Genomic DNA, 12782 nt, shown 5'->3' on the forward strand with positions numbered 1-12782 from the left:
GGTGACTGGTGCGGTGAGGACATCTACCGACACCACCCGAGAGAAATACCGGCAAAGGTGAAGAGCAGGCACTGACGGAGGCTGTACGCAACACGGCCGTACCCTCAGCAAGGAAACGATCCTTTCCTTGCAACAGGAGAGTTTTTTCCCTTGACAGAGGGCCTTTTAATGGGTGACCCCTTGGTCCTCCTGGATCATCCGGCGGACTTGCCACTGCGGAGGGCTTGGCGGATGCTCCGAAATCGGGGACACATTACCTAATGAGAGTTACGATCGGCAAATTGAGTAAGGTGTCCCCTGAATTCGCCGCCTTTTGAAGAAATGCTCGCCAAAGTCTGACATTCCAAGTTATTGATAGACCTTACAACCCACCAATTCTTCTATCGGCCGTCTTTCCCCTTTCGCTCTGGTTCCCAAAACCGAGAGGGTTGCGCTATGCCCGAAATCATTCCAGAGACTGTGCCCGCCGGCAAACCATGTGACTCCGGGAGGCGATTCGCTAGTTTCCCCAAAAAGAAGAATTCATGTTAAAGTAGGCCCATAAACAATCCCAAAGCGTCGGCCAAGTTGTTGGAGCGATCTAATGATAGATTTCACCGAGATTGACGCAAGGCAGGGTATACGTTTTGAACAGTTTGTCCAGGCCCTTCTCCGCGCGCTGGGCTGGACCATTGATACGGGCGCTGGCGTAGGGCCGGATGGTGGGCGGGACATAATTGCTACCCAGAATGAATCAACGGCAACAGGACGAAGCCGCAGCCTGCGGTTTGTAGTTCAGGGCAAGCACTACGCGGCAGGTGGACGAGCCGTGTCGCCGACTGAAATTGACCATTTTGACCTCATGCCGGCGAGGCATAACTGCGATGGCTGGCTTTTGGTCACTTCAACGCATTTGACTCGCAACGCGGTTGATCTCATTGAAGCGGCAAGAATAAATGATCCCAGACACGATTTCGACTATTGGGATAGTGGACACCTTCGACAGTTCCTGATGCGCGAAGAGTGTCACGGAGTGTTTGCCGAGTATCTACCCGCTAGCTATGCACGTTTTGCTCATATTCTCAGCCCGTCACCTGCGGAGATTAGATCACTCGCCAGTGAATGGCTCGCGGCTCGCAACGATCGAGGTGACTCATTTTCTTTCGACAATGACTCCGATAACTCGCTACTCGGCTTAGTGCTCAAACATGGACAAACACTACACGATCTTCGATCCCTTCTGGCGGACGAACCGCTGTCCGAAGAGTTTATGGCGGTATGGCAATCGATTCTTCGCCGTGGAACGGATAGGGCCCCGGGTGTGGTTCTTCTCAACGGGCTGCGCAGGCTTCAGCAATTGAGACAGAAAGGACTTCCTGAGCGTGCGCGTCATTGTCTAGTTTCTGCCGAAATCTCAATGATGTCTGAGCATCGTCATTACAAGCGACGTTACTGGGGCGAATTCGTGGTTTATAATGGCACTGCCCCGGAATGGACAGCGGTCCAGGCCACGACTGGGAATGCCTACATGCCGCCCCTTCAGCTTTGCGGAGCCCTGTTTGCCTTCTTCTGTGCCGAACCTGGCCAAGCTGCGTCGGGTCTTGTGCGCAGGGGGACTGTGTCGAGCATACCCTTCATGGGGAGCTTCTCTATCGAGTCGACAATTCCGCTGGAGGGCGCTTTCATGCCTCCACTAGACTTCGAAGTCATGACCGATCCGGGTAGCGACCCTGTAGTCATCGCGTGTTTCGGATTCAGTGAATTTCCGGGTCAATGGAACATGCTGGCCTAGGCAATTGATTCCAGAGACCTCTTTCTTCGGAGTGGCAGGGAAAACGAGGGCAGGGGTCAGATCTGCTCTTGGCTCATGTACATGGCCGGGCCATCACGCTACAGCTCAATGGGAGCCAAGAGCTGACCTGATAACCATAAGAAGGCGCCTCTGAGTCGGGGGATGTGCTATCCCCGACTTGCCGTTGACCAAAGCAGGCGCCCGATGGAAGTATATGCAGCGATTGATCTTCATTCAAACAACAGTCTCCGTGCGGTGGTGGACGAAGGCTTTCGGTGACTTTTTTGCGGAAGAGGTATCGAATGTGAGATGCGCACTTACGCGAAGAGCCTTTCTTCTGCTCGGATTATTGCCCGAGCTTCAGCACCGCACAGACCTACGGGACCGACCTGGCAGCTTACCCAATGTGCCAAATCGACAGCGTCGATTACAGGCCCGAGTATTCCTTGAGGAACTTTTTCCAGAACTCTTGCTCCTTTTTCTGCCAGTCTGTGCCGACGAACCTCTTGTCGTAGAAACCGCCCAAACGTTCAGTCCACCTCACCCACGGGTTCTTCTTGCTTTCTGACGCTTGGAGCACGTCCGCGACGAAGAGATCTATCTGGTGCATGAGTTCCTTTGGCGCAAAATAGGAGGCGCCTTCTCGGGCTGATCTGTCGAGGCTCTCTTCGGTCAAGGCGTGCGCGGTAAGCATAAGGGCAGGGATGCCCCTCTTTTTTGCTATCTCCAGCAATTCGAACCCTTTCACACCCATGATGTCGAGTACTGCGCAGTCATAGTCAATGGCCTCAAGCAACTTCTTTCCGTCTTCAAAGGTAGTAGCAGTGTCGATTTTGCACATTTCGAGCATTTCGGTCAGCACTTGCAGGACATCGGGCTCATCATCGACGATGAGTAACTTTTTGCCATAGAGAATCTTCTTGGTATCCATCGTTTCAGTCTCCTTAACAGGCCAAATTCAGCCTCGAAGAACTTATATTTCTATATAATAATCCACCCTGGCCTCCCCAGGGATTATGTACCACTTGTTATAGCAGTTCTCAAAAGTAATCGCGAAAATATGTATTGCACAAATTTTTCCCCTGAAAGGGGATTACCTTGAGTAGCCACGGGTGAAACCCGTGGTACGCAACCCCCACAACTAATTTCATACGGCCCTGGAGGGGCCGACCCCTCCGGGGCCGGAACCATGATTGCGGGGGCTCTTTCCCTGGGTTTCACCCAGGGCTACCCACGGCATTCCCCTTCGGGGAATCTTGGACAAAGGAGCAGCTTGCCGGAAGCAGCGTCCTGTTGACTGGCGCGTGGCACTGTCGCACAAGCCGATCCGGTCTGGCCGAACAACCACAAGTGAATCCGCGATTACCTTCGAGAACTACTGTAAGTTAGAGGTAAAGGGTAGGGGGCAGAGCTGCTCTTGGCCCATGTGTATGCCCGCACCGGCACTCGGCAGCTCAAGATGAGCCAAGAGCAACCCTGACCGCCTTTCCCAGGGAAAGACTATTCAAGGGTCTTCGCTGGGAAAAGCCATACCCCTTTGGGGACTAGGGCACCGGCGGTTCATGTTCCTGGCAAAATGGCATTGCCCCAGCCACGGGCGTTCCACAGACCTTGCAAAGTCCCCTCCTGACTGGATCGTCAATTCTGTTGCATTGCGCATATAACTCTTCGGCTTTTCTGGCTTCCGAGTCTGCTGTCTTTTTCGGTTCTTCCGTTATGTCGGCCATGCCTGCACCTCCATTGAATGGTCCTACCCTTTGGACGACGAAAACAAGCAAAAGGATTCCGATTTAGGCACGGTATTTTCGGAACCATTAGAAGTGGCGGCGGCCTTGCGGAAAACACTGCAATTCCCAATCAGAACGTGCTACAGAATTGTATGAGCGGACCCTTCATGTCCTAGGCGGTAGCTGAAGATGAGTCAAGAGCAGAGCTGACCCCATTCCTTTCGGTATTTTCCTTTAGAGTGGCTCAGCCCGACTGAAGGACTACGGATGTAGCACATGACTGAAGAAATCTTCTCCGATACGCTGGACGTAATTTTCAGTTCCTTTCTGCGACGATATTACACTTTGGCCGCTTTCAAAGGCGAATACTCGGAATATCAGGACCAGATTGCTGAAAGAGCGTACAAAGAATCTCTGAGATTAAGGGAGAAACCAGACCCCGAGGATTTCTTGAAACGTCATAAACACAAATTTAACCTGGCGAAGCCAATGTTTGTGGCAGAATTCCCGCCTCTCCTGTGGCGCTCAACTCTCATAATCTGCGTCTCTTGTTTTGAATTCTTTCTAGTAGACAGCATTCGTGCGGTGCTGCGCTACCAGCCCGATTCCATCAAAAATAATTGTAAGTCAGCGATAGATCCGGTTGAGTGTCAAATTTCCAAGGTGGATACTTTCCACAAGAGATTCGAGTTAATCACAAAGATGCCGTTCAATATTCAACTGCACTTCCCTGAGACTGAGCCGCCAGAGCCTTCCAAAGAGGATCAATTATACGAAATCCATGCCACAAGAAACCTCCTGGTGCACAACATGGGCATAGTGAGTCAGCGCTATTACAACGCAAGAGGATTCAGATGTTATGAAGTGGGTCAAGAGCGCCCGATTGATAATGACTATGTAAATACCTCACTGAACACACTTTACAATGTTGCTGGTCGCGTTTGGCTTGGACTTAGGGAACGATTCGCACCTGAACAGTTAAACAACGAAATCCGGCAACACCATGCATAATTAGAGTTACGATCCGGGAATTAAGTGAGATGTCCTCCGAATTAGCCCCCAATGGGGCACGCGACCTCTCCGATAATTTTCTGTTTGCGGAGGATTGGGTCTTTCGTAGGGGCGGTTCGCGAACCGCCCCTTGCGTGCCGCATACGTAGCCGTTTGTGAACCGCCCGCTGCACACCGCAGCCGCAGCCGTTTGTGAACTGCCGGAAATCAGGGCGCTTCTCGAAGCGCCCCTACAGTGGCCTCCTGTACCTCATGGTTCTGAGACAGCCTCCGCGAATGGCCCACACCAATTATGATCCGGGGCCTGCACCTCTGTTACCCGACACCATCCGGGTTCTCCGGGTCGTCTTGCCAGTGGAATGGATTTGCCTCGATATATTCTCGGATAGCGTTCAGCGATTTCTCGCTGCGGATGACGTGCTCGTAGTAGTTGCGCTGCCAGAGGCCCATACCAGGGCTTTTCCGGATTTCATTTATCTGCTTCGTGGAAACTGTCTTGAATGACCCGATCAAACGGCCCAGAGGTTTGCGCCGGGCCGCTGTAGGGGCGGTTCGTGAACCGCCCGGAATCAGGGCGCTTCCCGAAGCGCCCCTACACAGGCTGTCTCCGATCACGACAATGGCGTGCAGGTGGTTAGGCATCACCAACCATTCATCCAATTCCAGGTATTCATAATGTCGTTCGAGCCATTGCCATGTTTCAGCAACGATCTCTCCCAATTCATTCAATGAAACCTGCCCGTCCGATATTTCGCCCAAAACGGAGGCCCGGTCCGTCGTGCAAATCGTGACAAAATAGGCACCGGATTGCGAATAGTCGTAATCCATCAAGCGAATCGAGCGCCGATTGTGCCTTTCCGAATCATATTTCATTTGCGGTCGCTTTGGACAGTTCGTGGGGCCGTCGTCGCACCTGGTACGGCGCGGTTCGCGAACCGCGCCGTACACCGGTCTCCCGCACCTCAAGGTTCTGAGACAGCCTCCGCGAACCGCGCCGTACTTGAATCTTCAAGAAAACAAGCGCCGCGCCCAGGCTAGAACAGCGGCTTGAATAGTACGAACTTCTCCAGGGGCACGTGCTTGCCCTTTTCCGCTCTGCCTATCCTGACGGCGTTCTGGCCGTGGCGGCGTTCAGGACCGTATGTTATCGGAGCGCCTCCACCTTCGGGTGTGAAATCCTTGATCTTCTCCATGCCCTTGATAAAACCTTCCACGGTGAGATCTCGGCCCGCGTTTTTCAGACCTTCCACGAGCTGCATCATGGAAGTGGCCCCAAAAAGGCCCAGGTATTCCTTGCCTTTGATCTTCGGATCGTATTTCACGAGGATTTCAGCCACCTTGTCAGCTTCGGGCTCCACCCCCGGCATGCTCACGTTACCCGGAAGCGAAATATAGCTCCCTTCCCAAACATCACCCGCGAAAGTGTACATGATCGGATCACCCAGAGGGAACGAGAACAGGATCTTCGGCCGGTAATCGATCTTGGCGATCTCTTTGAGTATGAGCGCTCCATGGGTGGGCGTGGGATAGATCACCAGGGTGTCTGCACCTGATTCCTTGAGCTTCATCGCGTGTACCGCCAGGGCCCTTTCGCCCATCTCAAACGGGACGGTGGTGACGACTTCCGCCTTGCCGGGCATTGCGGCAAGGGCATCATTGAGGCCCTGCATAGCATTCTTGCCATAGTCGTCGTTCTGATAGAACAGGGCAATCTTCTTGGTTCCCAGCTTTTCCACCGCGTACTTGGTAAGGTGCACGGCCTCTTCCCGGTAGTCCGGGTATGAGATGAAAATGTACTTCCTCTTTTCCGCGGGCAGTTCCGGCCAAATCCGGACGTTGGCGTACGCTGTGACCAAAGGAATCTTGTTGTCAGCGAAGAAGTCCTTGGCCGCATGACACGCGGCTGTGCCGAGCACTCCGCAGAACGCGAAGACCTGCCCCTTCATCTCCTGGAGATTGGCCAGACCTCGCGTGGGGTTGTAGGCGTCATCCTTGATGATCAGCTTGATTTTGCGGCCATGGACCCCTCCCTGGTCGTTGACGTGGTCCGCCCACGCTTTCATCCCCAGACCGGTTACTCCCCAGAGCGCCGCAGGTCCTGACAAGGGAGTTGTCACGCCCAGCACAACCTCTTTGTCGGTCACTCCCGGGACATCCGCAGCAAATGCCGGACAGGTGAAGGCCAGGCAGATCATCCCAACCACGAAGAACTTCATTTGCAAACGCATCTTTTTATCCCCCTTCCTCTAGAATACCTTTGTTTGGTCTCCTATCGACGGAGAGGTTACATCCTGAATTGTGCGGCGGTGTGCCGGAATATTGTTTCACCGCAGAGATCGCAGAGATCGCGGAGTATATTTTCGCACGCACGCGTGCAAAAATATCTCTTCTCTGCGCCCTCAGCGTCCTCTGCGGTGAATGACCTTCTTGTCTGTGTGTCAAGCGTCCCTACACATCTCGATAAATCCGTAGGTGTTCCTTGAATCTTTCCAGGTTTTTCTTTTCGCCGTTGAAGATCTCCGACCCATCCTCTCCCGATCGCTCTATGCCTGCCAGATATTTGGCAATTTCCGCCTTCTCCTTCAGGTTGTAGTTTGACAATATCGCGATGGTTTCCATGATAGGCGAGCCTCCTCCGTGGACGCCTCCGATCTGCCAGACCGCGCCGAACCCCGAGCACGTCAGGTCACTAATGCTCCTGAAGCAGCGATGAATGTCTTCCGAAGAAATCCCCTTCTTTCTGCTCAGGTATTTCCTGAGAAAGGGCGCGGTCTCCTCGTTGATGAATTCGTCTTCAAAGGGAAGGGTGGCCGGGAGGCCGCCAGCAATGGCAACAAGGACATTGTGTTCGTGATAAATATTTTCACCCGCGAGTCTTCTCCCGACGTTGGAATAAATCGGATCGGGAATCATCACACCGGACGATGACTTCGTGGCATTGACCGAGCTTGCTATCCCAGCGGCATAAATCAACTCCGCGACAGCGATTAGGTCTGCAAGCTCGTGCCTCACGTGCTGGGCTTTTTCGATTCCGCTGTACTCCGCGACAAGCTCGGTGAATCCCATGATTACGTCCGTCACTCCAGGTTTGCACCCGCAGTACGCATGCCTGTGATAGTTGGCGAAAAGGAGCGCCAGACGGCCTGCCTCGGCATACTCTCCGCACATGAAGACTCGCTCCCAGGGCACGAACACATTATCGAAAACGGTGAGAGCGTCGGAGCTGCCGTATTGCGTCATGGGAGCGGTGAAGCGTTTTCGGGACCTCGGAGCGGAAGCTCGGTTGAGGAAATAGAGGCCGTCAATATCGGCCGGGACAGCGAATGCGACAGCGTAGTCCTTTTCTTCTTCTCTCATCGTTCTCGTGGGGAGCACAATAACTTCGTCCGAATAGACGCCCATGGTGATATGAAGCTTTGCGCCCTTCACCACTATCCCGTCCTTGTTTTTCTCCACGACCCTGAGGTACATGTCCGGATCGTCCTGATCCGCTGGCCTCTTTGTGCGGTCGCCTTTAGGGTCGGTCTGAGCGAGGGCCGAGGTGATATCGTTCTTTTGAAAGTACCTGAGATACTCCTGATACCTTTGGTGGTAATCGGAGTTATATTTTTCGTCCAGCTCTTTAGTGACTATGCAAAGCGCATTGAGTCCGTCGTTGCCCATGCATCGTTGCATGCAGAACCCGCAGTTGTGAATGCCGCACCTGGTGGATTTCTGTTTTGTGAGCAGATCCTCAACGGTCAAGTGCAGATTGCACCAGCGGTTGATTTCACTGCCGTCCAGGTGGGAAGTTGCTGTGCAAATACCCTTGTACTTGGGATTCATAGCCATGTCGTACGTCATGGCTATGACGTTTCTTCCCGGCACGATGAGAGGATGATCCCTGCCGACCAGCTCGCCTCCCATGTAGATGTTCTTTTTCAGCCTGAGCTGTCTTTGTACCCACTCTTCCGATGAAATGAGCATTGGCTGCCTCCGTGTAAGGACGAGCTTCCGGGGGAGGCCCTTTTTGCAAAAACTGCTGCGCGCAGGGCGATAACCCGCCTTTGTGCCGCTGAGGCCTCCACAGATTGAGGAGTTGATCGAAGGTAGATGTGGCCCCACGCCGAGTGGCCCAGGACCCCTCCCCAAAAACTCCCATGACTTTGCGCCATTGTCACCAAACGCGACAATGGTGTGCTGTAGGCAAGTCCGAGGTATCCTTTTCGCTGCGAGGTTTTGAAACCGCTTCTAAGTTTTTCTCATTGATGACCAATATGATCTTCTCGGCGGGACCGGCGTGTCGCCGGTCCCCCCCGCGGTCGCGTTGGGTGGCACATGTCGGTCGGTCACGGATTTCTGTTCACCTTCTTGAGTTCTTCAGGGGTGCGGCATATCTGTTCGCCCTGTATGGACTGGATATTCGTGAGCACAGCGAAGCCGTACTTTTCATTGAACATGGTTTCACCCCACACAACGTCTTCTACCACCTGATGGTCATGTGGCCGCATGATCTTCCAGCCCTCCGGGGTCAGCCAGGCGAGGGGCTCTGTTTCAACTGCCTTGATTATCGCCTCAGGATCCGTGGTCCCCGCACGCTCCACGGCTGCCTTAATAAAGTACACTCCTGCGTAAGTCTCTTCAGCCATGTAGTCAGGGTACTCTTTATATTTCTCGTGGTATTTCTTTACGAATGCCCGGTTCTCCTCAGAGTCGGGAGTTGTGAAAAAATACCGTGACGCCATGAACAGTCCGGCCGGGGTCTCTTTGCCAAGCGGGACTAGCGTCTCCAGAGCTGCCCCCACAGGAAAGGCGAACTTGATCCCCTCGAACAGCTTGGCTTGCTTGGCCTGCTTGATGAAGTCCACCGCGTCTTGACCCCACAAGGGGCACCAGACGGCATCCGGCTTTGCTTTGATGATCTGTTCTATGTGCGCGGAGTAATCCTTGGCCATCAGCTTTGGAAACGTCTCGCCCACGATTTCTACCTCAGGTTTTAGCTCCTGGAGTTTTTCCCTGAACAGACGCCAGGATTCGTGGCCATAGTTGTAGTCGGGTCCGATGCACATCCACTTCTTGAAGGGTTTTGAAGCCATGTAATACGCGCCTGCGCGGGAATGCATCATTACGTTGCTTAGGGTACTAAAAAGGTAAGGATTGAACTTGGCTCCCGTCACGGTGTCGGTGGCGGCTTGCGTCACAATGAGGATCTTCTTGTGCTTTCGGGCAATTTCTGACAGAGACAGCGCTACGGCGCTGGAGGTCGGTCCCATAAGAAAGTCCACTTTCTCCTCGCCGATGAATTTCTCAGCGAGTTCCCCCGCAACCTCCGGTTTCAATCTAGTGTCTCCGAATAATGCCACAAGCTTCCTACCCAGAACTCCACCTGTCCCATTGATCTCTTCTGCAGCCATATCTATGGCGCGCTGGGCATTAATGCCATAACCTCCGAGCGGACCGGAGCTTATGAACATCGCTCCCAGTTTGATCGGTTTGTCGTCCCCCTGAGCTGGACTGAGAAGAGTTACCGCAAGGCACAAACTCAAAGAAACAAGAAACAGTCTCTTCATCGGCGACCCCCTGCAAGAATGATTGTGCAAAACAGTTGTAGTTAAATAACCCAATTGTGTCCCGGTTTTCCAAACGTAACTCCTCCATTCTGCTTCGGTCAATGGAAATCTTTACTATCGTCCCTTTCCCAAGGACAGCCTGCGCGACTCTATTGGTATGCTGCCGGAAATAAGCTAAAATGTGAAACAGGGCTCAAGTCCCGCCGAAATCAAGTTGTCATCGGAATATAAGCTCAATGTCACCCAAGAAAACTATTCAAGCCAGAGACATTGTCATTGACATTCGCGGCGGCATGACGGACGCGGAACTAATGGAAAAATACGGTCTTTCGGCAAAGGGACTGGCAAGCGCTTTCGAGAAGCTGGTCAACAGCAGGATCATGACGGTGGAAGAAGTCTATGGCCAATGTCGTTCCGGAAGCGACACGGTAATCATTGATGACGTGCGGTCGTGCCCGAGACATTTGTTGACGGTTGCGGTCCCCATCTATGAATCTGAAAAGCCGCAAAAAAAAGGGAAACTGCGCGACATTACGGAACGAGGCCTCGGGATCATCGGCCTTGAATCCAGGATCGGCGAGGTCAAAGGGCTGGTGATCCCGTGTCGGGGATTTCTCGATGCAGACCATATTTGGTTCGAAGCTGAATGCATGTGGGCCGAGGCCGGAAAGACACCCGAAGAATGGGCCGGCGGCTTTCAGATAACCAAGATATCAAAGGAAGACTTGAAGCGCCTACGAGAATTGATTCGATTTCTGACACTCGGGTGAATTTCGACGATGCCGCAGGTGTGTGATCAAACCGGGTCATGTGGCTGACCCAACAGTCTGCCCAGGCTATCTGGGTTTGAACAAATCCGTGTACAATTTCCGAGCACAATCGGGACAGAGCCCGTGGCTGAGATCCACGTCCAGATGCTCCTTCAAGTAGTTCTCCACATTCTCCCAATACTCATCTTCATTTCGGATTTTTTTGCAGTTTGAGCAGATGGGGAGAATCGCCCTGAGTTCCGTTAGTTCACTAATATCTTCAAGCACAAGTACCACGAGTTTTTCACCTTGATAGTCCAAAGGCGCTGCTGTGACCAGGAGATGAATGATTGACACGCCGTCGGCTGTCACCCGTTCCATAGTAGCCCTGTTCCGAATCACTTGGCGACCGTTCAGAGAGAGGTGCACCGAATTCCTGACTATGCACTCCCGGCACTTTTCCGCTCTGCCACAACCTTCAATAGAATCCGTGGAGTGGACGCAACCCAGGACCTCGCCTGCTCGGGTACGAATCACCAGTGCCGGGTCATCGGACAACATCCGGGCGGCTGACTCGTTCGCTGCCATTATCCTGAGATCGTCGTCAACGATGAATATAGGCGAGGGCATCGCGTCCAAGACACTCTTGACAAAATCGCCGATTTCCAAAGCGCCGTGCACCATTGAAGTCCCACTCCTTGCTCCCGGAAAGGATTTTAGGCTCGATGGCTAGTCCGGATCCGTTCCTTGAGTGAAATTCAGTAGAATCAGACCATACAGCAGGTCACCTGTCAAGCAGTTGGCGGGCCTTATGGTGTCCGTTAAGTTACGCGGGGAGGTTGCGGAAGCTCAGTTCACTGCACGGTTCGCAGAGAGCCGGGGAAAAGGTCTCGAGACATCGCATAATGCCTTGCTCAGGCACGTACGCCGTCGCTGCGGTGCGACCTCCCGACCCCCAAAAAAGAAAAGCCCCCGGCAAGACCGGTGGGCTTGCACTCATCGATCTTGGAGGTGATACGACGAGGCGATGAATTGAACGCTGTAAGGGTATCAGACTGGCCGCCTTTATGGCAACCATTATTTGACGGAACAAGCGACTATTCACCTGCGCGAAGAGTTTGCAGAAGACCGTTTCACCTCATCGACCCCCGGACTAAAGTCCAAATAGGCACCGTCAACGTTGTTGGTTATTTCGCGGACACCTCCGCCTTTGATGTGAAGAAATGATATAATCCCCCAATTCATGCACAGGAAGGTTTCCAGATGCCTCACCAAGACGAAATGATACGCGAAATCCTCAATGACGTCCGATTGGGCATGGAGGACAGCGCGATAATGGAAAAATACCGACTGTCCTCCTTGGAGCTGGAGGAGGTCATCCAGAAATTGGTCGAAGCAGGGCTTCTGAGGAGAGAGAATGGACCTGGTTCTCCTCGATCCAAGCGAACAATCAACGCAAAGGCGATGGTAGGCGACATTCAGTCGGGGATGAGCAAAGACGACCTCATGGCAAAATACCATCTCTCGCCAAAGATGCTGGAATACGTGTGCAAGAAGCTCTTGGATGCCAGGGCCATTGAACAGCACCACCTTAACGCCTCGTCATTACAGGCTACGGTTGTGGAAGATATCATACGCGGACTCCAGCGGTATTACCTTGATTTCGACGTCGCGGTGTACGAAGACGGCCATCCGGAAATTCAGGGCCGACTCCGGGACGTCACCGAACAGGGAGTGGGACTGGAAGGGATCGAATCCGCAGTCGATTCCACGCAGAAGTTTGTCGTCCTCGGTGATTTGTTCGGCGAAATAGCCCCTTTCGAATTCCAGGCCCGCTGCAAGTGGTTCAAGCCAGACGGGCCGGATGATCCGTGTGGAGGCGGATTCGAAATCACCGGGATTTCCGATAAGGACCTGCGGGAGTTGAGAAAATTGATAGATCTGGTCACGTTGAGGGGCTAGAAAGTGCTACAGG

The 12782-nt window shown here is 53.2% G+C and carries 10 protein-coding genes; 4 read left to right on the forward strand and 6 right to left on the reverse strand.

Translation table 11 applies throughout. The annotated features are described in order from the left end of the window. Positions 1 to 583 precede the first annotated feature (583 nt). The gene (locus HY913_02570; protein MBI4962137.1) at positions 584 to 1771 is read left to right on the forward strand and encodes a restriction endonuclease; all 1188 of its coding nucleotides are present in this window, start codon (positions 584 to 586) and stop codon (positions 1769 to 1771) included. A 427-nt stretch (positions 1772 to 2198) separates the two neighbouring features. On the opposite strand, the gene HY913_02575 is transcribed toward HY913_02570, so the two are convergent. Then, positions 2199 to 2702, reverse strand: coding sequence for a response regulator (locus HY913_02575; protein MBI4962138.1), 504 nt, complete (start codon positions 2700 to 2702; stop codon positions 2199 to 2201). A 1072-nt stretch (positions 2703 to 3774) separates the two neighbouring features. Here HY913_02575 and HY913_02580 point away from each other — a divergent pair. After that, a complete protein-coding gene (locus tag HY913_02580; protein ID MBI4962139.1) occupies positions 3775 to 4509 on the forward strand; it encodes a hypothetical protein in 735 nt (244 codons plus the stop codon). A gap of 315 nt (positions 4510 to 4824) precedes the next feature. Here the strand turns inward: HY913_02580 and HY913_02585 are convergent, their stop codons facing one another. The 4 genes from HY913_02585 to HY913_02600 form a co-directional block, all read right to left on the reverse strand. Continuing rightward, complete coding sequence (locus tag HY913_02585) at positions 4825 to 5382, reverse strand: transposase (GenBank protein MBI4962140.1); 558 nt, start codon at positions 5380 to 5382, stop codon at positions 4825 to 4827. 161 nt (positions 5383 to 5543) lie between these two features. After that, complete coding sequence (locus HY913_02590) at positions 5544 to 6737, reverse strand: ABC transporter substrate-binding protein (protein MBI4962141.1); 1194 nt, start codon at positions 6735 to 6737, stop codon at positions 5544 to 5546. 220 nt (positions 6738 to 6957) lie between these two features. Then, complete coding sequence (locus tag HY913_02595; protein ID MBI4962142.1) at positions 6958 to 8475, reverse strand: aromatic ring hydroxylase; 1518 nt, start codon at positions 8473 to 8475, stop codon at positions 6958 to 6960. A 362-nt stretch (positions 8476 to 8837) separates the two neighbouring features. Next, positions 8838 to 10058: an ABC transporter substrate-binding protein gene (locus HY913_02600; protein MBI4962143.1), complete on the reverse strand. Its 1221-nt coding sequence runs from the start codon at positions 10056 to 10058 to the stop codon at positions 8838 to 8840. 236 nt (positions 10059 to 10294) lie between these two features. Here HY913_02600 and HY913_02605 point away from each other — a divergent pair, with 236 nt between their 5' ends. After that, positions 10295 to 10828 carry a PilZ domain-containing protein gene (locus HY913_02605; protein MBI4962144.1) on the forward strand — a complete coding sequence of 178 codons (534 nt, stop codon included), beginning with the start codon at positions 10295 to 10297 and terminating at the stop codon, positions 10826 to 10828. 66 nt (positions 10829 to 10894) lie between these two features. On the opposite strand, the gene HY913_02610 is transcribed toward HY913_02605, so the two are convergent. After that, positions 10895 to 11491, reverse strand: a complete 597-nt coding sequence (locus tag HY913_02610) for a PAS domain-containing protein (GenBank protein MBI4962145.1) — start codon at positions 11489 to 11491, stop codon at positions 10895 to 10897. A 579-nt stretch (positions 11492 to 12070) separates the two neighbouring features. Between HY913_02610 and HY913_02615 the strand changes: the two genes are divergently transcribed. Further along, positions 12071 to 12769, forward strand: coding sequence for a hypothetical protein (locus HY913_02615; protein MBI4962146.1), 699 nt, complete (start codon positions 12071 to 12073; stop codon positions 12767 to 12769). Positions 12770 to 12782 lie beyond the last annotated feature (13 nt).

It is taken from the genome of Desulfomonile tiedjei, assembly GCA_016212925.1.
Lineage (GTDB): Bacteria > Desulfobacterota > Desulfomonilia > Desulfomonilales > Desulfomonilaceae > JACRDF01.

What these genes read in the sequence shown, in the direction of transcription:
- HY913_02610 (MBI4962145.1), bottom strand. Translation starts at nt 11,491, where the DNA reads ATGGTGCACGGCGCTTTGGAAATCGGCGATTTTGTCAAGAGTGTCTTG.
- HY913_02570 (MBI4962137.1), top strand. Translation starts at nt 584, where the DNA reads ATGATAGATTTCACCGAGATTGACGCAAGGCAGGGTATACGTTTTGAA.
- HY913_02585 (MBI4962140.1), bottom strand. Translation starts at nt 5,382, where the DNA reads ATGAAATATGATTCGGAAAGGCACAATCGGCGCTCGATTCGCTTGATG.
- HY913_02595 (MBI4962142.1), bottom strand. Translation starts at nt 8,475, where the DNA reads ATGCTCATTTCATCGGAAGAGTGGGTACAAAGACAGCTCAGGCTGAAA.
- HY913_02580 (MBI4962139.1), top strand. Translation starts at nt 3,775, where the DNA reads ATGACTGAAGAAATCTTCTCCGATACGCTGGACGTAATTTTCAGTTCC.
- HY913_02605 (MBI4962144.1), top strand. Translation starts at nt 10,295, where the DNA reads ATGTCACCCAAGAAAACTATTCAAGCCAGAGACATTGTCATTGACATT.
- HY913_02575 (MBI4962138.1), bottom strand. Translation starts at nt 2,702, where the DNA reads ATGGATACCAAGAAGATTCTCTATGGCAAAAAGTTACTCATCGTCGAT.
- HY913_02600 (MBI4962143.1), bottom strand. Translation starts at nt 10,058, where the DNA reads ATGAAGAGACTGTTTCTTGTTTCTTTGAGTTTGTGCCTTGCGGTAACT.
- HY913_02590 (MBI4962141.1), bottom strand. Translation starts at nt 6,737, where the DNA reads ATGCGTTTGCAAATGAAGTTCTTCGTGGTTGGGATGATCTGCCTGGCC.
- HY913_02615 (MBI4962146.1), top strand. Translation starts at nt 12,071, where the DNA reads ATGCCTCACCAAGACGAAATGATACGCGAAATCCTCAATGACGTCCGA.